17 protein-coding genes are annotated in these 22091 nt (G+C 70.9%); 14 read left to right on the top strand and 3 right to left on the bottom strand.

The window, feature by feature from the left end; all coding sequences use genetic code 11:
- Nucleotides 1-85 precede the first annotated feature (85 nt).
- From ACFYW3_RS09625 to ACFYW3_RS09570, 12 genes are all read left to right on the top strand, one after another.
- Nucleotides 86-1378, top strand: coding sequence for a homoserine dehydrogenase (locus tag ACFYW3_RS09625; RefSeq protein WP_351749286.1), 1293 nt, complete (start codon nt 86-88; stop codon nt 1376-1378).
- Nucleotides 1379-1384: 6 nt separating this feature from the next.
- Nucleotides 1385-2455, top strand: coding sequence for a threonine synthase (thrC, locus tag ACFYW3_RS09620; protein WP_389386002.1), 1071 nt, complete (start codon nt 1385-1387; stop codon nt 2453-2455).
- A gap of 316 nt (nt 2456-2771) precedes the next feature.
- Complete coding sequence (thrB, locus tag ACFYW3_RS09615; protein ID WP_053677412.1) at nt 2772-3698, top strand: homoserine kinase; 927 nt, start codon at nt 2772-2774, stop codon at nt 3696-3698.
- A 476-nt stretch (nt 3699-4174) separates the two neighbouring features.
- On the top strand, nt 4175-6313 hold the full coding sequence (gene rho, locus ACFYW3_RS09610) for a transcription termination factor Rho (RefSeq protein WP_351749290.1): 2139 nt from the start codon (nt 4175-4177) through the stop codon (nt 6311-6313).
- A gap of 381 nt (nt 6314-6694) precedes the next feature.
- Nucleotides 6695-7801, top strand: coding sequence for an LCP family protein (locus ACFYW3_RS09605; RefSeq protein WP_351749292.1), 1107 nt, complete (start codon nt 6695-6697; stop codon nt 7799-7801).
- A 190-nt stretch (nt 7802-7991) separates the two neighbouring features.
- Nucleotides 7992-8210, top strand: a complete 219-nt coding sequence (gene rpmE / locus ACFYW3_RS09600; RefSeq protein ID WP_030153765.1) for a 50S ribosomal protein L31 — start codon at nt 7992-7994, stop codon at nt 8208-8210.
- Nucleotides 8211-8318: 108 nt separating this feature from the next.
- Nucleotides 8319-9398 carry a peptide chain release factor 1 gene (prfA, locus tag ACFYW3_RS09595; RefSeq protein WP_351385456.1) on the top strand — a complete coding sequence of 360 codons (1080 nt, stop codon included), beginning with the start codon at nt 8319-8321 and terminating at the stop codon, nt 9396-9398.
- A 54-nt stretch (nt 9399-9452) separates the two neighbouring features.
- On the top strand, nt 9453-10298 hold the full coding sequence (prmC, locus tag ACFYW3_RS09590) for a peptide chain release factor N(5)-glutamine methyltransferase (protein WP_053677424.1): 846 nt from the start codon (nt 9453-9455) through the stop codon (nt 10296-10298).
- 46 nt (nt 10299-10344) lie between these two features.
- Complete coding sequence (locus ACFYW3_RS09585; RefSeq protein WP_053677425.1) at nt 10345-10992, top strand: L-threonylcarbamoyladenylate synthase; 648 nt, start codon at nt 10345-10347, stop codon at nt 10990-10992.
- Nucleotides 10989-11642: a low molecular weight phosphatase family protein gene (locus ACFYW3_RS09580; protein WP_053677427.1), complete on the top strand. Its 654-nt coding sequence runs from the start codon at nt 10989-10991 to the stop codon at nt 11640-11642. Before ACFYW3_RS09585 ends, ACFYW3_RS09580 begins: the two co-directional genes overlap by 4 nt.
- Nucleotides 11643-11732: 90 nt before the next feature.
- Entirely contained in the window at nt 11733-12962 is a 1230-nt protein-coding gene (gene glyA / locus ACFYW3_RS09575; protein ID WP_389386001.1) for a serine hydroxymethyltransferase, read from the top strand.
- A 116-nt stretch (nt 12963-13078) separates the two neighbouring features.
- Nucleotides 13079-14476 (top strand): MraY family glycosyltransferase, encoded by a 1398-nt coding sequence (locus ACFYW3_RS09570; protein WP_351749297.1) that lies wholly within the window; start codon nt 13079-13081, stop codon nt 14474-14476.
- 119 nt (nt 14477-14595) lie between these two features.
- On the opposite strand, the gene ACFYW3_RS09565 is transcribed toward ACFYW3_RS09570, so the two are convergent.
- Genes ACFYW3_RS09565 through ACFYW3_RS09555 form a run of 3 tightly spaced genes read right to left on the bottom strand, consistent with a single transcriptional unit; the run spans nt 14596 to nt 17480 of the window.
- On the bottom strand, nt 14596-15792 hold the full coding sequence (locus tag ACFYW3_RS09565) for a methylmalonyl-CoA mutase family protein (RefSeq protein ID WP_389386000.1): 1197 nt from the start codon (nt 15790-15792) through the stop codon (nt 14596-14598).
- The gene (locus ACFYW3_RS09560; RefSeq protein ID WP_389385999.1) at nt 15789-16526 is read right to left on the bottom strand and encodes a 4'-phosphopantetheinyl transferase; all 738 of its coding nucleotides are present in this window, start codon (nt 16524-16526) and stop codon (nt 15789-15791) included. The genes ACFYW3_RS09565 and ACFYW3_RS09560 overlap by 4 nt, the downstream gene beginning before the upstream one ends.
- Nucleotides 16527-16571: 45 nt before the next feature.
- Complete coding sequence (locus ACFYW3_RS09555) at nt 16572-17480, bottom strand: metallophosphoesterase (RefSeq protein ID WP_351749301.1); 909 nt, start codon at nt 17478-17480, stop codon at nt 16572-16574.
- Nucleotides 17481-17810: 330 nt separating this feature from the next.
- Here ACFYW3_RS09555 and ACFYW3_RS09550 point away from each other — a divergent pair, with 330 nt between their 5' ends.
- Both ACFYW3_RS09550 and ACFYW3_RS09545 read left to right on the top strand, forming a co-directional pair.
- On the top strand, nt 17811-18566 hold the full coding sequence (locus tag ACFYW3_RS09550) for a thioesterase II family protein (protein WP_389385998.1): 756 nt from the start codon (nt 17811-17813) through the stop codon (nt 18564-18566).
- Between the two features lie 354 nt (nt 18567-18920).
- On the top strand, nt 18921-21815 hold the full coding sequence (locus tag ACFYW3_RS09545; protein ID WP_389385997.1) for a LuxR C-terminal-related transcriptional regulator: 2895 nt from the start codon (nt 18921-18923) through the stop codon (nt 21813-21815).
- Nucleotides 21816-22091: the final 276 nt, after the last annotated feature.

Genomic DNA, 22091 nt, shown 5'->3' with positions numbered 1-22091 from the left:
TGCTGTCCATTGAGTGAGACTGGTTCACACCTGGTGTGCAAACCGCGCTCCGGGTAGCGATGGAAGATCGAAAGGCGTAGGTCGAATGATGCGTACGCGTCCGCTGAAGGTGGCGCTGCTGGGCTGTGGAGTGGTCGGCTCAGAGGTGGCGCGCATCATGACGACGCACGCCGAAGACCTCACGGCCAGGATCGGCGCGCCCGTCGAGCTCGCCGGCGTGGCCGTGCGCCGCCCCTCCAAGGTGCGCGAGGGCGTCGACCCGGCGCTCGTCACCACCGACGCGACCGCCCTCCTCAAACGCGGCGACATCGACGTCGCCATCGAGGTGATCGGCGGCATCGAGCCGGCCCGCGCCCTGATCCACACCGCCTTCGAGCACGGCATCTCCGTGGTCTCGGCGAACAAGGCGCTGCTCGCCCAGGACGGCGCCGCGCTGCACGCCGCCGCCGACACGGCCGGGCTGGACCTGTACTACGAGGCGGCCGTCGCCGGTGCCATCCCGCTGGTCCGCCCGATGCGCGAGTCGCTCGCCGGCGACAAGATCAACCGGGTCATGGGCATCGTCAACGGCACGACGAACTTCATCCTCGACAAGATGGACTCGACGGGCGCCGGCTACCAGGAGGCCCTCGACGAGGCCACCGCCCTCGGCTACGCCGAGGCCGACCCGACCGCCGACGTCGAGGGCTACGACGCCGCCGCCAAGGCCGCGATCCTCGCCGGCATCGCCTTCCACACCCGGGTCCGCCTCGACGACGTGTACCGCGAGGGCATGACCGAGGTCAGCGCGGCCGACTTCGCCTCCGCCAAGCGGATGGGCTGCACCATCAAGCTCCTCGCGATCCTGGAGCGCGCCGCCGACGGCCAGTCCGTCACCGCCCGCGTGCACCCCGCGATGATCCCGCTCAGCCACCCCCTGGCGTCCGTCCGCGAGGCGTACAACGCCGTCTTCGTCGAGGCGGAGGCCGCCGGTCGGCTCATGTTCTACGGGCCCGGCGCGGGCGGTGCCCCCACCGCGTCCGCGGTCCTCGGCGACCTCGTCGCCGTCTGCCGCAACAAGCTCGCCGAGGCAACGGGGCCCGGCGAGTCGGCGTACACCCAACTGCCGGTCAGCACCATGGGCGACGTCGTCACGCGCTACCACATCAGCCTCGATGTGGCGGACAAGCCGGGCGTCCTCGCCCAGGTGGCGACGACGTTCGCGGAGCACGGTGTCTCCATCGACACCGTTCGGCAACAGGGCAAGGACGGCGAGGCCTCCCTCGTCGTCGTCACTCACCGCGCGCACGACGCCGCCCTTTCCGGGACCGTCGAGGCGCTGCGTAAGCTGGACACCGTGCGCGGTGTCGCCAGCATCATGCGTGTTGAAGGGGAGTAAGGACCCATGAGCAGCAATCGCACCCACCAGTGGCGCGGCATCATCGAGGAGTACCGGGACCGCCTGCCGGTCACGGCCACGACTCCGGTGGTCACGCTCCGTGAGGGCGGTACTCCCCTCGTCCCGGCCCAGTTGCTCTCCGAGCGCACGGGCTGTGAGGTCCACCTGAAGGTCGAGGGTGCCAACCCCACCGGGTCCTTCAAGGATCGCGGCATGACGATGGCGATCACCCGGGCCAAGGAGGAGGGCGCCAAGGCCGTCATCTGCGCCTCCACCGGCAACACCTCGGCCTCGGCCGCGGCCTACGCGGTCCGCGCCGGCATGGTCTGCGCCGTCCTCGTGCCGCGCGGCAAGATCGCGCTCGGCAAGATGGGCCAGGCCCTCGTGCACGGCGCCAAGATCCTGCAGGTCGACGGCAACTTCGACGACTGTCTGGACCTGGCCCGCGCGCTGTCCGACAACTACCCGGTGGCGCTGGTCAATTCCGTCAACCCGGTGCGCATCGAGGGTCAGAAGACGGCCGCGTTCGAAATCGTCGACGCCCTCGGCGACGCCCCCGACATCCATGTGCTGCCCGTCGGCAACGCCGGCAACATCACCGCGTACTGGAAGGGCTTCAAGGAGTACAAGGCCGACGGCCTGTCCTCCCGTACGCCCCGCGTGTGGGGCTTCCAGGCCTCCGGTTCCGCGCCCATCGTGCGCGGCGAGGTCGTCAAGGAGCCGCACACCATCGCCACCGCGATCCGGATCGGCAACCCGGCCTCCTGGGACTACGCCCTGCAGGCCCGGGACGAGTCGGGTGGATTCATCGACGAGGTGACGGACCGCCAGATCCTCGCGGCCTACCGCCTGTTGGCCTCCCAGGAGGGTGTCTTCGTCGAGCCCGCCTCGGCCGCCTCGGTGGCCGGCCTGCTCAAGGCCGCCGACCTCGGTCTGGTCGACCCCGGCCAGAAGATCGTCTGTACCGTCACCGGCAACGGCCTGAAGGATCCCGACTGGGCCGTCGCCGGCGCCCCGCAGCCCGTCACCATTCCGGTGGACGCCGAGGCCGCGGCCTCCCGGCTCGGCCTGATCTGACCCCGGGGGCCGACCCCGGTCGGCCCCCTCGCCGAGTCGCCGGATTCCGGAAGCCCCCGGAATCCGGCAACTCGGTCCGTACGGCACAAAAGACAACGGAATTCAGCGGAAGAAGACGACACGCATCGTGCGCCTCCTGTGCGCCCTATGTCGCGAGAGAACCTTCCTTCGATACGCTGTACTTACATCCGCCACCGCGCATATGACTCGGTGCTGCCCCACGGGCCTTCGGGTGTCGTACGTTCTCCAGTACATTCGCAGCGAAGATCCCGCCCAGCACCAGATCTCGCACAGTCACAAGGAGTGTCATCGACCGATGGCAGGTCCAGCGTTCCGCGCCGCCGCAGTACGAGTGCGCGTCCCCGCCAGCAGCGCCAACCTCGGCCCGGGCTTCGACGCCCTGGGTCTGGCCCTGGGGCTCTACGACGACGTGGTCGTCCGGGTCGCCGACTCCGGCCTGAACATCGACATCGCCGGTGAGGGCGCCGACACCCTCCCGCGCGACGAGAGCCACCTCCTCGTGCGTTCCATGCGCACCGCCTTCGACCTGTTGGGCGGACAGCCGCGCGGTCTGGAGGTCGTCTGTGCCAACCGGATCCCGCACGGTCGGGGCCTGGGGTCCTCCTCCGCCGCGATCTGCGCCGGCATCGTCGCCGCCCGCGCGGTGACCATAGGCGGGGAGGCGAAGCTCGACGACGCCGCGCTGCTGGAACTCGCCACCGAGATCGAGGGTCACCCCGACAACGTCGCCGCCTGTCTCCTCGGTGGGTTCACCCTCGCCTGGATGGACGGCGGCAGCGCCAAGGCCATCCGTATGGAGCCCGCCGATTCCATCGTTCCGGTGGTCTTCGTGCCGTCCAAGCCGGTCCTGACCGAGACCGCGCGCGGCCTGCTGCCGCGCACCGTCCCGCACGTGGACGCGGCCGTGAACGCGGGTCGTGCGGGCCTGCTGGTGGAAGCCCTGACCAGGCGTCCCGAGCTGTTGCTGCCCGCCACCGAGGACCGGTTGCACCAGGAATACCGGTCCCCGGCGATGCCCGAGAGCGTGGCACTCGTGGGCCGACTGCGGGCGGACGGAATTCCCGCGGTCATCTCCGGCGCGGGCCCCACGGTCCTTGCGCTGGTCGACAACGGTGCGGCCGACAAGGTCGCGCGGCTCGCGGGCGAGGGGTGGGCCGCGAACCGGCTCGCCCTCGACGCCGCGGGCGCGAGCGTACTTCCGCTGGGCACGCAGGGCGGCTGAGCTTTCCCCGAATGGCCGCGGCCGAAAAGGCGCGGCCGAAAAAGGGAAGGCGGGCCAGTGGCCAGGGCGGGCGGCCGGGCAGGTCGCCCGCGCGGAAGGGCGTTACAGCCGGTGATTGAGAGGGGGAATGTTTGTTGGATCCGGTAGTGTTAGTCTCAAGTGCGCATCCGAAGCCGCCATGGCTCGGTGCTCAGTGTCCCCATTCGGGACCACCTTTCTTCCGGGAGCCTCCCCGACTGCTTTGATCGCCGCCAGCAGTTTCGAGCACGCTCCGGAATCGGCGTGACATTCCCATGCTTTCAGCTCGGGGGTTTCTCGCCGGAACCACCCACGCACGTTTCTCTCCGCCGTATCTCTATCGGCGGACCACCGCCCCGGCCGCGGTCCATGACCCATCAAGTCGTGGTCCGTTGTCGGACAGCACAACCGGTCGCCGAGCCAGACAGGCCGACGTCCGCTCCAGGGAAGGACCCTTCGTGAGCGACACCACCGATCTGATGGGCGCTGCCGACACCAACGTCGACACCAGTGCCCCCGCCGCGGGCGCCGCGCCCAAGCGTCGCCGCTCCGGCACCGGCCTCGACGGCATGGTCCTGGCCGAGCTTCAGCAGGTCGCGTCCGGCCTCGGTATCAGGGGCACCGCGCGCATGCGCAAGAGCCAGTTGATCGAGGTCATCAAGGAGGCGCAGGCGGGCGGCAGCGCCCCCAAGGCCGCCGCCGCGGACACCGCCGAGGCCAAGCCGAAGCGCCGCGCCACCAGCAAGGCCCGCACGGGCGACGTCGCAGCCGAGGCGCCCGTCGAGAAGGCCCCGCAGCAGGCCCAGATCGACATTCCGGGCCAGCCGGCGGGGGGCCCCTCCCGCGCGAGCGAGGCCGAGGACGCCCCGGCCGGTGAGCGTCGCCGCCGTCGCGCCACCGCCCCCTCCGGAAGCCCGGAGTCCGCGGCGCCCGTCGCCGTGCAGGTCGAGCAGAAGACCGAGACCGCCCCCGCCGCGCAGACCGACGTCAAGGCCGAGGCCGCGACCGCCGTCTCCGGTGGACAGGGTCAGGCCCAGGAGGCCGGCGAGGGTCGCGGACGCCGCGACCGTCGCGACCGCGGTGACCGTGCCGAGCGCGGTGACGGCCGGCGCGACCGCCGTGACCGCGGCGCCAAGGCCGACGACCAGGGCCAGGCCGGTCAGGGTCAGGCCGGTCAGACCCAGACGGGTCAGGGCCAGGCGGGTCAGGGCGCTCAGGGCGGAGGCCGCCAGGACCGGGCCGACCGCCAGGACCGCGGCGACCGTCAGCAGCAGGGCGGCCGCGGCCAGGGTCAGAACCAGGGCCAGCAGGGTCGTCAGGACCGTCAGGACAACGGCCCCCAGGACGACTTCGACGGTGAGGACGGCCGTCGCGGCCGTCGTGGCCGCTACCGCGACCGTCGTGGCCGTCGTGGCCGTGACGAGTTCGCGCCGAGCGAGCCGCAGGTCGCCGACGACGACGTCCTGATCCCCGTCGCGGGCATCCTCGACATCCTCGACAACTACGCGTTCATCCGGACCTCGGGCTACCTGCCCGGCCCGAACGACGTGTACGTCTCCCTCGCCCAGGTCCGCAAGGCCGGCCTGCGCAAGGGCGACCACACCACCGGTGCGGTCCGCCAGCCCAAGGACGGCGAGCGCCGCGAGAAGTTCAACGCCCTCGTGCGCCTGGACTCCGTCAACGGCATGGCGCCCGAATCCGGCCGAGGCCGGCCGGAGTTCCAGAAGCTGACGCCCCTGTACCCGCAGGACCGGCTCCGTCTGGAGACCGACCCGGGCGTGCTGACCACCCGCATCATCGACCTCGTGTCGCCGATCGGAAAGGGTCAGCGAGGCCTGATCGTGGCCCCGCCGAAGACCGGCAAGACCATGATCATGCAGGCGATCGCCAACGCGATCACCACGAACAACCCCGAGTGCCACCTGATGGTCGTCCTGGTCGACGAGCGTCCGGAAGAGGTCACCGACATGCAGCGGTCGGTCAAGGGCGAGGTCATCTCCTCGACCTTCGACCGTCCGGCCGAGGACCACACCACCGTCGCCGAGTTGGCCATCGAGCGCGCCAAGCGTCTCGTCGAGCTGGGTCACGACGTGGTCGTCCTGCTGGACTCCATCACCCGTCTGGGCCGCGCGTACAACCTCGCCGCCCCCGCCTCCGGCCGCATCCTGTCCGGTGGTGTCGACTCGACCGCGCTGTACCCGCCGAAGCGCTTCTTCGGTGCCGCGCGCAACATCGAGGACGGCGGCTCGCTGACCATCCTGGCCACCGCGCTGGTCGACACCGGCTCGCGCATGGACGAGGTGATCTTCGAGGAGTTCAAGGGCACCGGCAACATGGAGCTCAAGCTCGACCGCAAGCTCGCCGACAAGCGCATCTTCCCGGCCGTCGACGTCGACCCGTCGGGCACCCGCAAGGAGGAGATCCTCCTCAACGCGGAGGAGCTCGCCATCGTCTGGAAGCTGCGCCGGGTGCTGCACGCCCTCGACTCGCAGCAGGCGATCGAGCTGCTGCTCGACAAGATGAAGCAGACGAAGTCGAACGCCGAGTTCCTGATGCAGATCGCCAAGACGACGCCCGCGGGCAAGAACGACGACTGACCGTCGCCGTAGCCGCACGTCCGACCGAAACCGCCCCCGCCGCACCCCGCGGCGGGGGCGGTTTCGTCGTGTACGGGCACGGCGGGCGTACGCCGGCTCGTACACGCGGCGTACACACGGTCGGCACTCGGTGCGACGTTCGACACACTCCCGTCTCTTCGGCACCCCCCTGCGCGCCGCCCCCTCCCGTCGGGAAACCCCAGGCGAGCGCCCCGCGGCGCGGCGCCGATCCCCGGGCCGGCGGACCGCGAGGGGGCCGGACCACGCCGGCGGGCGTGGAACCCTGTGGGGCGTTAGTCCGTCTGTGTCAGGGGGCAACAGGGGGCAGCAGGGGGAGATCGGCCGACCGGGCCGGGCGCCGTACGCAGGACTGAGGAGACCATGAGCGAGGACAGCACGGGCCGCCGCGCCGCAGGCGGAGGGCATCGACGCAAGCCGCCGCCGCGGCGACGCAAGGCCCTCACCGTCGTCGCCTGGACGGCCGCCGGCGTGGTCGTGTTGGGCGGCGGGGGACTGGGCTACTTCTACTTCAAGTTCAACGGGAACCTGAAGAGCGTCGACATCGACCAGGCCCTCGGCAGCGACCGCCCGCAGAACGTCGACAACGGCTCCATGGACATCCTGGTCCTCGGCTCGGACTCGCGCGGCGGAGCCAACGGCGAGTACGGCCGCGACGACGGCGGCTCGGCCCGCTCCGACACCGCGATGATCGTCCACCTGTACGAGGGCCACAAGAAGGCGAGCGTGGTGTCCATACCGCGCGACACCATCGTGAAGCGCCCCTCCTGCGAGACCTCGGAAGGCAAGACGGACAAGGGCGGCAACCGCTCGCAGTTCAACGAGGCCTTCACGGTCGGCGGGGCCGTCTGCGCGGTCAAGACCGTCGAGAAGATGTCGGGGATCCGCATGGACCACTACATCGAGGTCGACTTCACGGGCTTCAAGAAGATCATCGACAACCTCGGCGGTGTCGAGGTCACCACCAACAAGCCGATCAAGGACGGCGCCAGCCACCTGAACCTTCCGGCCGGCGCCAACAAGCTCAACGGCGAACAGGCCCTCGGCCTCGTCCGGACCCGCAAGAGCGTCGGCGACGGCAGCGACCTGGGACGAATACAACTCCAGCAGGCCTTCATCAAGGCACTGATCAAGCAGGTCAAGAACGTCGGCGTCTTCGACAACCCCAAACGGCTGCTCGACCTCGCGGACTCCGCCACCAAGGCGATCACCACCGACCGGGCGCTCGGCGACGTGAAGTCCCTGATGGGCTTCGCGCAGGGACTCCAGGGCATCGACGGCGCGGACATGCAGATGATCACCCTCCCGGTGGCCGGCGACCCCGTCGACCCCAACCGGGTCGTCCCGCTCACCAAGGAGTCGAAGATGGTCTGGGACTCCCTCCTCGCCGACCGGCCGATTCCGGCCGAGGCCACGGCGGACTCGGCCGGGGACAAGGGCACGGCCGGGTCGATCGTGCAGAGCCCCTGACGCGCGTCACCGCAGGTCAGGGCGGTTCCTCCGGGGGGCGGAATAGATGCCCGCCGCACCCTGTTGAGGAGGGCGTCCTCAGAATTTTGACAGGCGGCCCGGTCCTGGCAGACTGGTCTGTCGGCCCCGGTTCACGCAGCGCGCAATTCGGCTCCTGCGACCCGGCGCCCTCCCGAATCTAGGAGACACCTTGAAGCGCGATGTTCACCCCGAGTACGTCGAGACCCAGGTCAGCTGCACCTGTGGCGCGTCGTTCACGACCCGTAGCACCCTGACCGAGGGCACCATCCGTGCCGAGGTCTGCTCCGAGTGCCACCCGTTCTACACGGGCAAGCAGAAGATCCTCGACACCGGTGGCCGTGTGGCCCGCTTCGAGGCCCGCTTCGGCAAGGCTGCCGGCTCGAAGTAGCGAGCCTCCGGCGCCGGATCCCGGCTGCGCACCGTTTCGCACGGGGGCAGCCGGGCCGGCGCCTTTCTCGTCCCGCAGCCCTTTCTCACTTATCTCCAGGAGCCCCCGATGTTCGAGGCGGTCGAGGAACTGATCGGCGAGCACGCCGATCTGGAAAAGAAGCTCGCCGACCCTTCGGTCCACTCCGATCAGGCCAACGCCCGCAAGCTGAACAAGCGCTACGCGGAGCTCACGCCGATCGTCGCCACCTTCCGCGCGTGGAAGCAGGCGGCCGAGGACATCGAGACGGCCAAGGAGTTCGCGGCGACCGACCCCGACTTCGCCGCCGAGGCCAAGGAACTGACCGCACAGCGCGAAGAGCTCACCGAGAAGCTCCGCCTGCTGCTCGTTCCGCGCGACCCCAGCGACGACAAGGACGTGCTCCTGGAGGTCAAGGCCGGCGCCGGCGGCGACGAGTCCGCCCTCTTCGCGGGCGACCTGCTGCGCATGTACCTGCGCTACGCCGAGCGCGTGGGCTGGAAGACCGAGATCATCGACGCCACCGAATCCGAGCTCGGCGGCTACAAGGACGTACAGGTCTCCGTCCGCACCAAGGGCGGCAACGGCGCCACCGAGCCCGGCCAGGGTGTCTGGGCCCGCCTGAAGTACGAGGGCGGCGTGCACCGCGTCCAGCGCGTGCCGGCCACCGAGTCCCAGGGCCGCATCCACACCTCCGCCGCCGGCGTGCTCGTCACACCGGAAGCCGAGGAGGTCGAGGTCGAGGTCAACATGAACGACCTCCGCATCGACGTGTACCGCTCCTCGGGCCCCGGCGGCCAGTCCGTCAACACCACCGACTCGGCCGTGCGCATCACGCACATCCCGACCGGTGTCGTCGCTTCCTGCCAGAACGAGAAGAGCCAGCTCCAGAACAAGGAGCAGGCCATGCGCATCCTGCGCTCGCGGCTGCTCGCCGCGGCCCAGGAAGCCGCCGAGCAGGAGGCCTCCGACGTGCGCCGCAGCCAGGTGCGCAGCGTGGACCGGTCCGAGAAGATCCGTACGTACAACTACCCGGAAAACCGGATCTCGGACCACCGGACCGGCTTCAAGGCGTACAACTTGGACCAGGTGCTCGACGGCGACCTCGACCCGGTCATCCAGGCCTGCGTCGACACCGACTCCGCGGCCAAGCTCGCGGCCGCTCACTGATCCACGTCCGACCCGCACCACCCCCCCCGTACGACAGCAGCCCGGAGGACCAGCGTGAACTTGCTGCTTGCCGAGGTGGCCCAGGCCACCCAGCGGCTGGCCGCCGCCGGCGTGCCCTCACCGCGCTTCGACGCCGAGGAACTCGCGGCCTTCGTGCACGGCGTCAAACGGGGGGAACTGCACCACGTCAAGGACACCGACTTCGACGCCCGGTACTGGGAGACCATCGCCCGGCGCGAGGCCCGCGAGCCGCTCCAGCACATCACCGGCCGCGCCTTCTTCCGGTACCTGGAGCTCCAGGTCGGCCCCGGGGTCTTCGTGCCCCGGCCCGAGACCGAGTCGGTCGTCGACTGGGCCATACAGGCCGTCCGGGCGATGGACGTCGTCGAACCGCTGATCGTGGACCTGTGCGCCGGATCCGGGGCCATCGCCCTGGCCATGGCCCAGGAGGTGCCGCGCTCGCGCGTGCACGCGGTCGAGCTGTCCGAGGACGCCCTCCAGTGGACCCGCAAGAACGCCGAGGGCTCCCGGGTCACCGTCCACCAGGGCGACGCGCTGAGCGCGCTGCCCGAGCTGGACGGCCAGGTCGACCTGGTGATCTCCAACCCGCCGTACATCCCGCTCACCGAGTGGGAGTACGTCGCCCCCGAGGCCCGCGACCACGACCCCGAGATGGCGCTGTTCTCCGGCGAGGACGGCCTCGACACCATCCGCGGCATCGAGCGCACCGCCCACCGGCTGCTGCGACCCGGCGGGATCGTCGTCATCGAGCACGCCGACACCCAGGGTGGCCAGGTCCCGTGGATCTTCGCCGAGGAGCGGGGTTGGGCCGACGCGGCCGACCACCCCGACCTCAACAACCGCCCGCGCTTCGCGACCGCCCGCAAGGCCCTGCCGTGAGCGCGCCCCTTCCCGCCACCACCCCGCTGCTTCAGGAGGCCCGCTGATGGCCCGGCGATACGACTGCAACGACGCGACGGACCGCAAGACGGGCCTGCGCGAAGCCGCATCCGCCGTGCGCCGCGGCGAGCTCGTCGTGCTGCCCACCGACACCCTGTACGGGATCGGTGCGGACGCCTTCAGCGCCGAGGCGGTCGGTGACCTCCTCGCCGCCAAGGGGCGCGGTCGCAACATGCCCACCCCGGTCCTCATCGGCTCGCCGAACACCCTGCACGGCCTGGTCACGGACTTCTCCGAGCAGGCCTGGGAACTCGTCGACGCCTTCTGGCCGGGCGCGCTGACGCTGGTCGCCAAGCACCAGCCGTCACTGGCCTGGGACCTGGGGGAGACCCGCGGGACCGTGGCCGTGCGGATGCCCCTGCACCCCGTCGCGATCGAGCTGCTGACCGAGGTCGGCCCGATGGCCGTGTCCTCGGCGAACCTGACCGGACACCCGGCCCCCGAGGACTGTGACGCCGCCCGCGAGATGCTGGGCGACTCCGTGTCCGTGTACCTGGACGGCGGGCCGACCCCCGGCATCCAGCCGTCGTCGATCGTCGATGTCACCGGGAAGGTTCCGGTCCTGCTGCGCGAGGGCGCGCTGACCGCGGACCAGCTGCGGGAGGTCGTGCCCGACCTCGAGGTGGCCCCGTGAGCCCTGAGGGGCGTGGCATAGCAGGACACCTCCCGGCCGTGGCCGGGGGCGGATCCTTCCGCATACTCCACGTCAGCACCGGCAACGTGTGCCGCTCGCCGATCACCGAGCGGCTGACGCGGCACGCCCTGTCGCACCGCCTCGGCGGCCCCGTGACCGGCGACCTCATCGTGGAGAGCGCCGGCACCTGGGGCCACGAGGGGGCGCCGATGGAGGCCAACGCCGCCGCGGTCCTCGCCGACTTCGGGGCCGACGCCTCCGGGTTCACCGGACGCGAGCTGCTGGACGAGCACGTCATACGCGCCGACCTGGTGCTCACCGCCACCCGGGACCACCGGGCACAGGTCATCTCCATGGGCCACTCCGCGGGGCTGCGGACCTTCACCCTGAAGGAGTTCACCCGGCTCGTGCGGGCGATAGATCCGGCCACCCTGCCGCCGCTGGACGACGGCATGGCGGAGCGCGCCCGCGCCCTGGTACGGGCCGCCGCCGCGCTGCGCGGCTGGCTGCTGGCCCCCTCGCCGGACGCCGACGAGGTGTACGACCCGTACGGGGCCCCCATCACCTTCTTCCGCTCCATCGGCGACGAGATCAACCAGGCGCTGGACCCCGTTGTCACGGCCCTGACGGGCGTCACCGCAGGGCGCTGAGGGACTCACCCGCGCGCCGGCGCCACAAGGCGCGACGGGCACCGCGGACCTACAGTGGGCGTACCCGGTACACGCCTCTGGAGTCGCGCCATGAGCGTCATCACCCAGCCCACGGACCTGCTGCGGCAGCAGGACCCGCAGATGGCCGACGTGCTCGCCGGAGAGGCGCGACGGCAGGCCGGAACCCTCCAGCTGATCGCCGCCGAGAACTTCACCTCGCCCGCCGTGCTCACCGCCCTCGGATCGGCGCTCGCCAACAAGTACGCCGAGGGATACCCGGGCGCCCGCCACCACGGCGGCTGCGAGTACGCCGACCTGGCCGAGCGGATCGCCGTCGAGCGGGCCCGCGCCCTCTTCGGCGTGGATCACGCCAATGTGCAGCCGCACTCCGGTTCCTCCGCCGTCCTCGCCGCGTACGCCGCGCTGCTGCGCCCCGGTGACACGGTCCTGGCGATGGGGCTCCCGTACGGCGGGCACCTCACACACGGCTCACCCGCGAACTTCTCCGGCCGCTGGTTCGAATTCGTCGGCTACGGGGTGGACGCCGAGACGGGCCTCATCGACTACGAGCAGGTCCACGAACTCGCCCGGCGGCACCGTCCCAAGGCCATCGTCTGTGGCTCGATCTGCTACCCCCGCCACCCCGAGTACGGGGTCTTCCGCCAGATCGCCGACGAGGTCGGGGCCTTCCTGATCGCGGACGCCTCGCACCCGATCGGCCTGGTCGCCGGCGGGGCGGCCCCCAGCCCCGTCCCGTACGCGGACGTGATCTGCGCGACCACGCACAAGGTGCTGCGCGGCCCGCGCGGAGGGATGATCCTGTGCGGCGCCGAGTTCGCGGAACGGGTGGACCGGGCGGTGTTCCCCTTCACCCAGGGCGGCGCCCAGATGCACACCATCGCCGCCAAGGCCGTGGCCTTCGGGGAGGCCGCCGGGCCCGCCTTCACCACGTACGCCCACCGGGTGGTCGCCAACGCCCGGGCGCTCGCGGAGGAGCTGGAGGCCGACGGCTTCCTCGTGACGACCGGCGGCACCGACACCCACCTGATCAGCGTCGACCCGGCCCCCCACGGACTGGACGGCCCGACCGCGCGCGGCCGGCTGGCCGCCGCCGGGATCGTGCTGGACACCTGTGCCCTCCCGTACGGGGAACAGCGCGGGCTCCGCCTCGGCACGGCGGCCGTGACCACGCAGGGCATGGGCGGGGCCGAGATGCGGCGGATCGGAGCGCTGTTCACGGTCGCGCTCCACGGGGAAGCCGCGAAAACCCGTACGGAGGTCGAAGAACTGACGCGCGAATTTCCGCCGTATGGGTACTGACAGGGACAAGTCGGGCGTACCGCAACCGCGGTAGGCCCCCCGCGCGTCCTCGGAGGGGGGTACATCGCAGCTAATGTGTGGGGCTGAGATGGCCGGCGATACATCTGGGGCAGCCCGTGCGTGAATATCTGCTGACGCTGTGCGTCACGGTCGCGGTGACCTACCTGCTGACCGGGCCCGTGCGGAAGTTCGCGATCGCGGCCGGGGCGATGCCGGAGGTGCGCGCGCGTGACGTGCACCGGGAACCGACACCGAGGCTCGGCGGCATCGCCATGTTCGGCGGTCTGTGCGCCGGCCTCCTGGTCGCCGACCACCTGCAGAACCTCAACGCGGTGTTCACCGCATCGAACGAGCCGCGGGCGCTGCTCTCCGGAGCGGCGCTGATCTGGCTGGTGGGCGTCCTCGACGACAAGTTCGAGATCGACGCCCTGATCAAGCTCGGCGCCCAGATGATCGCCGCGGGCGTGATGGTCATCCAGGGTCTGACGATCCTGTGGATCCCGGTTCCCTTCATCGGCACCGTCGCGCTGACCCAGTGGCAGGGCAACCTGCTGACCGTCGCCCTCGTCGTGCTCACCATCAACGCGGTGAACTTCGTGGACGGCCTCGACGGGCTCGCCGCCGGCATGGTCTGCATCACGACCGGCGCCTTCTTCCTCTACGCGTACCGGATCTGGTTCGGCTACGGCATCGAGGCGGCGGCCCCGGCGACCCTCTTCGCCGCGATCCTGATGGGCATGTGCCTCGGCTTCCTGCCGCACAACATGCACCCGGCCCGCATCTTCATGGGCGACTCCGGCTCGATGCTGATCGGCCTGGTGCTGGCCGCCTCGGCGATCTCGATCACCGGGCAGGTGGACCCCGACACCATGGCGCTGTTCGCGGGTGGTGAGCGCAACGCGACCCACGCGATGCTGCCGGTCTTCATTCCGCTGGTCCTGCCGCTGACGATCATCGCGATCCCGATGGCCGACCTGGTGCTGGCCGTCGTCAGGCGCACCTGGAAGGGCCAGTCGCCGTTCGCGGCCGACCGCGGTCACCTGCACCACCGACTGCTGGAACTGGGGCACTCGCACAGCCGCGCGGTGCTCATCATGTACTTCTGGTCCGGCCTGATCGCCTTCGGGGCGGTGGCCTATTCCGTGCACTCCACCTCGATGTGGATCGTGCTCGCCATCGCGGCGCTGAGCGCGCTGGGCCTCGTCCTCCTGCTGCTGCCGCGGTTCACCCCGCGCGCGCCGAGGTGGGCGGAGGGTCTCGTACCGCCGCGCTACCGCCGCCGCGCGACGCCGGTGGCCCGGGCCGCGGGCGCCGGCGCGACGAAGGCCGGGGACGCCTCGCGTGTGCCGTCCGGTGCGGGGACGGAGGGTGAGGCCGCGGAGGTTCGTACGCCGGCCTCGTACGGGCTGCACGGCGCCACCGCGCTGTCCGCGCTGTCGGCGGGCAGGGGCGGGACCGGCACCAAGGAGGCGGGCAGGGGCGGGACCGGCACCAAGGAGCGGGAACGGGCCTGAGACCCGGCGGCCGGCCGTCGTCCCGACCGCGGGGCGGGGGCGGGACGGCGGCACGGTGTGGCGGGACGGCGGTGTGGCCGGGCGTCGGCACGGTGTGGGGCGGCGGTGTGGCCGGGCTTTCAGCGGCCTCCGGGCAGGGACGGGTAGGTGCCCCAGACCGCTCGGAGGGTCTCGCAGATCTCGCCCACCGTGGCACTGGCCGCCAGGGCCGACCGCATCGGGACCATGACGTTCTGGTCGACGCGTGCCGCCCGTTCCAGCCGGATCAGTGCGTCGTCCACCGCGGACTGGACGCGCCAGGCGCGCAGCTTGGCCAGCCGTTCGGTCTGGCGCCGGTGCGCCGCGTGGGCCTCGGGCCCGGGCGTTGCCACGCGGGGAAGGCCGGGCGGGCGGATGTCCGCGGACAGGGCGGTGCTCTGAAAGCGGCGCTCGACGGCTCGGACGGCGCCGCCCAGCCCTTCGATGTCGTCCATCAGGGTGACCGCGGCCGCCTCGATCTCCTGGGAGTCGTCGGCGCGCGGCCACGGTCGGCCGGTGCGGGGCGCCGCCACGCCCCAGGGCGACGGGACGCGTCGGCGGAGCACCGCGCGGCCGGCCCGGTCCGGGCCGAACTGTTCGACCATGGCCCGGGTCCAGATGCGCCGGGCGGCCCGGAACTTCGCCAGGACCGCGGCCTGGTTCCCGCCGTCGGCGAGACAGAGGGCGAGGCGTGGTACGAAGACGCCCGCGGCCGCCGCGGTACGGACGTAGGCAATGCCGTTCGTGAGGGCGAAGGCCACCTCCTGCGCCGGGTCCGCTCCCGCTTCGGCCAGTTGGTGACCGCAGACGGACACGACGTCCCAGCGCGGCAGCCCGGTCCGGCAGTACCGCAGGACGTCCCGTGTCAGGCGCATGGACGGGGCCGGCGGGAAGAGACAGGTTCCGCCGGGGGTGATGAACTCCTTGAGCACATCGTTGCGGACCGAGCCGCGCAGGCGTTCCGCGGGGACGCCCTGCTCCTCCGCGACGAGTTGGTAGAGCAGGATCAGGGGCGCGGCCACGGCGTCCACGGACAGCGTGAGGGAGACCTTGTCCAGGGGGATCCCGCTCAGGAGCACCCGCATGTCGTCGATCGAGTCGAGGGCGACCCCGGTGCGGCCCACCTGGCCGTAGGCCGGCGGCGTGTCGGAGTCGAGCCCCGATTCGGTGGGCCGGTCGACGACCAGGGGCAGGACTCGCGCGCCGCGGGCGACCAGCTCCCTGAGGCGGGTGTTGGCGGCCACCGGGGTGTGGAACCGGGTGGTCCGTTCCGCGGCCGGGGAGATGCCGGACGTCATGGGCTGCTCACGGACGTGATGGGCGGGCGCTTGTGTTCCGGGTCAGGGCGGTGACCTGCCGGGGCACGGCCACTGGTGGGGGCGTCCATGGTGATCGCGGTGAGGACGATGCCCCCGCGGACGAGCCAGCGGCCGGCGAAGGTACTGAGACCGGGCTCGGCGGCGACCAGGGCCGGCGGGAGCACGCGTGCGGAGAAGGTGCGGCCGACCGGGTCGATCCGGATCAGCGCGTCCTCGAATTCCAACGCGAGCGAGGTCTGCGGGAACCACGCCTTGTAGACGCTTTCCTTGGTGCTGAAGAGCAGCTTGTCCCAGTTGATTCCGGGGTGCCGGGCGGTGAGCCGCGTGACCTGGGCGATTTCCTCCGGCAGGGCGATGCTCTCCAGCACGCCGCCGGGGAGCGGCCGGTCGGGCTCGGCGTCGATGCCCAGGGCCGCGACCCGGGAGGCGTCGGCGACCGCCGCCGCGTGGTAGCCGGTCGTGTGGGTGATCGCGCCGCGTACCGCCTCGGGCCAGACGGGAAGCCCGCGGGGTGTGGCGAGCAGGGGCGCGTCCGGGGCGCCGAGGGCATCGAGCGCTTGGTGGGCGCAGTACCGGGCGGTGGCGAATTCGCGTCGGCGGCCCTCGACCGCCTTGGCCACGAGGGTCGCCTCCTGGGGGCGCAGGGTGGAGAACGGCACGTGCTCGAACGCCTCGAAGGCCCGGACGTGGGACGGCAGAACTTCTTCGATCATGATCCTTTTCCTCTTGCCGTTGTCGTCCCGGGATCCGTTCGCGCGCTACCAGGTCCGGGCGGCGGCCACCGCGGTGGCATTGCCCAGGATCTGGACCGGCCGCCCGGGCGGTGTCGCCCGCCGCTCCCACTCCCTCGGGTAGCCGAGGGACACCTCGTGGTGGGGTACGCCGTCGCAGTGGATGGTGCGGGGGATGTGCAGGTGCCCGTAGACCACCGCGGCCGCACGGTACCTGCGGTGCCAGTCGGCGGTCGCGGTCGTGCCGCACCACAGGGCGAACTCGGGGTACCGCAGGACCCTCGTGGGGTCACGGACCAGGGGGAAGTGGTTGACCAGGACGGTGGGCAGGCCCGGCGGCAGCGCGTCGAGACGGTCCCGGGTCAGGGCGAGTCGGGCGCGGCACCACGCTTCCCGGGTCGGGTGGGGATCGGGGTGCAGGAGGAACTCGTCGGTGCAGACCACACCGGCTTCGTCCGCCAGCCGCAGCGCGTGTTCCTTCGAGTAGGCGCCGGGCGGCCGGAAGCTGTAGTCGTAGAGGACGAAGAGCGGGGCGACGACGGCGGGGCCGCCCTCTCCGTTCCACACCGGGTACGGGTCCTCCGGGGTGATGACGTCCAACCGGCGGCAGATGTCGACGAGGTGGCGGTACTTGCTCTCGCCGCGCAGTTGCACCGGGTCGCTCGGGTCGGTCCACAGCTCGTGGTTGCCCGGCACCCAGATCACCTGGGCGAACCTCTCCCGCAGCAGTGACAGGGAGCTTTCGATGTCGGACACGGTCTCCCCGACGTCACCGGCCACGACGAGCCAGTCCGCCGGGGAGTCGGCCCGCAGGTCACGGACGATGTCCCGGTTGCGCTCGTGGCGCACGTGCAGGTCGCTGATGGCCATCAGCCTGCCGTCGTGCGCCGGGGGAAGGGTGGCCCCGGGGAGCATGAGGCGGTGGTTCTCACTCATTTCCTGTTGCCTTCCGGCGCATCGGTTCGACCCGTCGTCGGCAACCGCACCGCTTCAGAGTGATCTGTCCCACTGTCCGGCGAAACCCCTAGTCGGCCCCTAGATGTGTGCGTGAGGGCCGGGCGCCGCCGGCCGGGAGCGGGCGCGCGGGACGCCGGAGACCGCGGTTCGCCGGGCGGATGGCCGCGGAGGCGGCTTGTAGGGGTGGGTGGGTCGGTGATCAGGGGTTGTGACCGCCGGAGGATTCTTCGAAGATCATCCAGGTGCGACGGCGGTGGTGGTGTGGCCGGCGACCGGTGCCACGGACCTTGTGCGACGAAGGGAACCGCCATGACGTCGAGCGACGTTGACAGCAATTTGTGGATTCGTCAGTTCCACCCCGCGCCCGGGGCGAAGGTGCGTCTGGTCTGCCTTCCGCACGCGGGCGGCTCCGCCCCGTACTTCCTTCCCGTGTCCAAGGCGCTCTCGCCCGCCCTCGACGTGGCGGCCGTGCAGTACCCGGGCCGGCAGGACCGTCGTGACGAGCCGGGCATCGAGAACATCGCGGACCTCGCCGACGCGGTGACGGACGCGCTCCTGCCCTGGGCGGACCGGCCGCTGATCATTTTCGGCCACAGCATGGGAGCCACGCTCGCCTTCGAGGTGGCGCTGCGCCTGGAGGGCAAGGACATCGTGCCGCTCGCGGTCTTCGCCTCGGGCCGCCGGGCCCCTTCGCGTCACCGGGACGAGCGGGTCCACCTCCGCTCCGACGACGACCTGATCAGGGAGATCCAGTCGCTGAGCGGCACCCAGGCCGCGGTGCTGGGCGACGAGGAGATCCTGAGGATGGTCCTTCCGGCCATTCGCAGCGACTACAAGGCGGCCGAGACCTACCGCTACGAGACGGGGCCGAAGCTCCGGGCCCCGATTCAGGCGCACTTCGGCGTGGACGACCCCAAGGTCTCGCCGGACGAGGCGCGGGCGTGGGAAGAGCACACGACCGGCACGTTCGAGCTCCAGACCTACCCGGGCGGCCACTTCTACCTCAATCAGCAGTCGGGGCGGGTCATCGACGCCATCGCACGGGTCGCCTCGACGGTCGCCTGAGGCGGGTCGGCCGGGCGCGCGGCCGGTTGCCGCCCTTTGGTAAACGCAAGGCGAATCTTGGTTTCTCCTTCAAGGAAAGCGGATGCCACCTCTGGCGTGATCCTTTCGTTCCTGGCTTGATTCCAGCCATTCTGGCCGTGAATTCGCGGGAGATTGGCCCGAGTCTGCCCCTCGTGGCTGTTTGGCGACCGGCAGCCATTCGGATGTTGGTTGACACTGCATGGATGTTGATGTTGTCTGACATCGGGTTCGAGCAGGCGGTGAGAGATCTCCGGGTCCTCCAGTGCTCGGACCGAGTGTCCGATCACACGGGGGTGAGCCGGACGACTCGACTCCGGGGGTGTCTTTTCATTCATGGTGCTGTTCGGACGGGCTGAAGAAACGAAACAACTGATAGCCATCCATGCTGCGGTTTGTTCGTCCGGAAGATCTGCGACTGTCCTGCTGGAGGCAGCTTCCGGCTGCGGGAGAAGTGAAATCCTCGCAACCTTGACGGACTATACGGAATCTGCCGGATCGGTGGTTCTGCAAACTGCCGCCACTACCCAGGAAACTGAACTCCCGCTGAGTCTGCTCCGGAACATCGTCGACGGAAGCTCTTTGTCTGAGCGACTCGCTCGGCGTTTTCGTGCGCTGAGTGCCGACTTCTCGGCGGAGCAGGGCAAAGGGACGTCCGATCAGCTCCGCCGCGATACGGAGCGCTACGAATTGCAGCGTGAGTTCTGTGCCGCGGTGCGAGAGCTGTCCCAGTCCGCGCCCGTCGTGCTCGCCGTCGACGACGTCCAGTACGGGGACGAGGAATCCCTGAGGCAATTGCTGCACCTGGCCCGGCACTGCCGCACCGCCCCTCTCCTGGTGGTCTTCACACAGCCGCTGGCCGGAGGACGCCAGGACATGGCCTTCGGCGGAGAACTCCTGAGGCAGCCGAACTTCACGCGCGTGCGACTCTCGCGACTGGGGCGCAGCGGTGTCGACGGAGTCCTGTCACAGACCTGGCCCGGACGGCTCGACGCGCCCGCCGTCGACCGCTATTTCGCGCTGAGCGGCGGCAACCCCCTGCTCCTGCGCGCCCTCGTCGAAGACCACCGGGCCCAAGCCGGTCCCCTCGCGAACGGGCCCGCCGAGGAACCACGGGCCGGGCAGGTCTTCCGGGACGCTCTGCTGGCCTGCCTGGAGCGCGGTGGCGAACGCAGCCGTCAGGTGGCCGTCGGCTTGGCCGTCCTGGGCGACTTCGCCAACCGGGAGCTGCTGGCCGACCTGCTCGACCTCGGCGGCGAGCAGCCGGCCGAGAGCCTGCACGCCCTGGAGCAGTCGGGCATCATCGACGGGCACTCCTTCCGCAGCCACATCGCCCGGGACGCCGTCCTGAACGCCCTGGATCCCGAACAGCGCGTCGAACTCCACCTGCGCGCAGCCGGCTTGCTGCACGCCTGCGGGGCCCCGCCGTACGTCACCGCCGAGCAACTGCTCCAGGCCGGACGGACCGACAACGTCTGGGGGGTGGGGGTCCTGCAGGAAGCGGCCGAGCAGGTGCTCCTCGACGACCAGGTCAAGCAGGCGGTCTCCTACCTGGAACTCGCCCACGGCGCCTGTGAGGACCCCAGGCGCCGCATCGAGATCAGGATCAGGCTCGCCCTCATCGCACGGCGCATCAGCGCGGCGGCCGCCGAACTCCATCTCTCCGAGGTGCTGGACAGCCTGCGGGTCTGTCCCATGCCGGCGACGACCGTCAGGTCCTTCGCCGAACTGCTCCTCACCCACGGCTGGCTGGACCAGGCACGCGAGGTCATCGACTGCGCCATGGCGGACGACCCCGGGACCGGGGAGGCGACCGAGGCCGGGGACGAGATCGGCGCCCACTGGGCCGGCGCGCTGGAGCCGGGGTTCTGGCCGCCGGCCGCTCCGGCGGGCAAGGGCCCCGACGGAGAGGAGGGCGTCCACCCGGACATCACACCGGCCCCGACGTGGGCCCGCGGCCGGTCGGCGGCCAGGCGATCGCTCAGGCCCTGGGAGACACAGCGGCTCAGGGAGCCGGACCAGTACATCGCCGGCGCCGAAGGCCTCCTGGAGATCACCCCCCTGACGGATTTCACACTCGACCCGCTGTTCAACGCGATCCAGTCGCTGCTGTACAACGGCGCCGCCGATCGCGTCGTGTACTGGTGCGACACGCTCCTGCGGAACGCGGCCGGCCGGGACACCCCGGGCTGGGAGGCGTCGTTCGCGGCGCTGCGCGCCGAGGCCAACCTCCACAAGGGAGACCTCGTGGCGGCCGAGAAGGGCCTGCGGGCCTGCCTGGCCGCACTGCCCGAGCGGCACCGGTCCGCCTTCGAGGGGACGGCGGTCGCCCACCTCGTGGCGGTCAACATCGCACAGGGCAAGCTCGACGAGGCGGCGCACCACCTCAGCCGCCCGATGGCGCGGTCCCTGCCCGGCACCGCGCACTGGTTGGCCTACCGAAGGGCCCGCGGGCTCTACCACATGGCCAACCACCGCTACCACTCGGCGCTGAGGGACTTCCAGGCCACGGGGCGGCTGGCCGGGCTCTGGGGGGTGGACCGGCCCGGCTTGCTGCCGTGGCGCACGGACGCCGCCGAGGCGATGCTGCGCATGGGCGAGCGCAAGGAGTCGCTGAGGCTCGCCAAGGAACAGTTGGCCATGGTCGCCGACGGCTCCCCCCGTGTCCGGGGCATCTCCCTGCACGCGACGGCACTCGCCACCGAAGAGCGCGCGCACGTGGCACCACTGCTCGACGAGGCCCTCGGTGAACTGCGCAAGGCCGGTGACGGCCTGGGTGCCGCCCGGGTCCTGTTCGACCTCGCCGACGTCCACGAGGAATCCGGCGAGTCCCGTCGGGCCGCCGCCGCCCGCCGTCGGGCGACACGCCTGACGAAGGAATGCGGGGCGAGATCCCTGCTGCACCGCGCCGAGCCGGCGGACCGCGCGGACAGGACCGTCCGTCCCGCCGCCTGCCGCGTCCAGGCCCCGAAGCCGTTGGCGCCGCCGGAGGAGCCGCCCCCCGCGGCAGGCCCGAACGAAGCCGATCCCGCACGCCGTCAGGAACTCAGCGATTCCGAGCGCAAGGTCGCGGCCCTGGCCGCCAACGGCTACACGAACCGCGAGATCTCCCTGAGGCTGTTCATCACGAAGAGCACGGTCGAGCAGCACCTCACCCGCGTGTACAGGAAATTGCGGGTCGCCGGACGGGATGAATTGCCGATGGAACTGGAAACGCCCGTCGAGGTCTGAGGCGCGAGCCAAGGTACATGCCACTGCCCGCCCCCCTGAAGGAAAGGGGGGCGGGCAGTGGCATGTACCCCTTCCGGCCTTCCCGTTCCGGGCCTCTCCGTGCCCGTGTCGGTCAGGGTAGGGGGGTGTCGAAAGGCAAGGGAATACCGGGTCGGCGAGGGGTAGGGGGGCGGTTGAGCGAAGGTAGGGGTTGGGTGCAGGGGCTCGCCTCAGTACAGTCGAATCAATTGGTCCTGTATTCGATTTGAAACAGTTCTCAAGTGGTTTTCGAGTGAG

Origin of the sequence: Streptomyces sp. NPDC002602, assembly GCF_042889445.1 — a bacterium.
GTDB lineage: Bacteria > Actinomycetota > Actinomycetes > Streptomycetales > Streptomycetaceae > Streptomyces.
This window is presented reverse-complemented; position numbering and strand designations above follow the sequence as displayed.

Bases quoted from the DNA above. Each gene is read 5' to 3' on its own strand.
- ACFYW3_RS09565 (WP_389386000.1), bottom strand. From the start codon at position 15,792: ATGACGTCCGGCATCTCCCCGGCCGCGGAACGGACCACCCGGTTCCAC.
- ACFYW3_RS09550 (WP_389385998.1), top strand. From the start codon at position 17,811: ATGACGTCGAGCGACGTTGACAGCAATTTGTGGATTCGTCAGTTCCAC.
- thrB (WP_053677412.1), top strand. From the start codon at position 2,772: ATGGCAGGTCCAGCGTTCCGCGCCGCCGCAGTACGAGTGCGCGTCCCC.
- ACFYW3_RS09585 (WP_053677425.1), top strand. From the start codon at position 10,345: ATGGCCCGGCGATACGACTGCAACGACGCGACGGACCGCAAGACGGGC.
- ACFYW3_RS09625 (WP_351749286.1), top strand. From the start codon at position 86: ATGATGCGTACGCGTCCGCTGAAGGTGGCGCTGCTGGGCTGTGGAGTG.
- thrC (WP_389386002.1), top strand. From the start codon at position 1,385: ATGAGCAGCAATCGCACCCACCAGTGGCGCGGCATCATCGAGGAGTAC.
- ACFYW3_RS09545 (WP_389385997.1), top strand. From the start codon at position 18,921: ATGGTGCTGTTCGGACGGGCTGAAGAAACGAAACAACTGATAGCCATC.
- ACFYW3_RS09605 (WP_351749292.1), top strand. From the start codon at position 6,695: ATGAGCGAGGACAGCACGGGCCGCCGCGCCGCAGGCGGAGGGCATCGA.
- prfA (WP_351385456.1), top strand. From the start codon at position 8,319: ATGTTCGAGGCGGTCGAGGAACTGATCGGCGAGCACGCCGATCTGGAA.
- ACFYW3_RS09560 (WP_389385999.1), bottom strand. From the start codon at position 16,526: ATGATCGAAGAAGTTCTGCCGTCCCACGTCCGGGCCTTCGAGGCGTTC.
- ACFYW3_RS09555 (WP_351749301.1), bottom strand. From the start codon at position 17,480: ATGAGTGAGAACCACCGCCTCATGCTCCCCGGGGCCACCCTTCCCCCG.
- glyA (WP_389386001.1), top strand. From the start codon at position 11,733: ATGAGCGTCATCACCCAGCCCACGGACCTGCTGCGGCAGCAGGACCCG.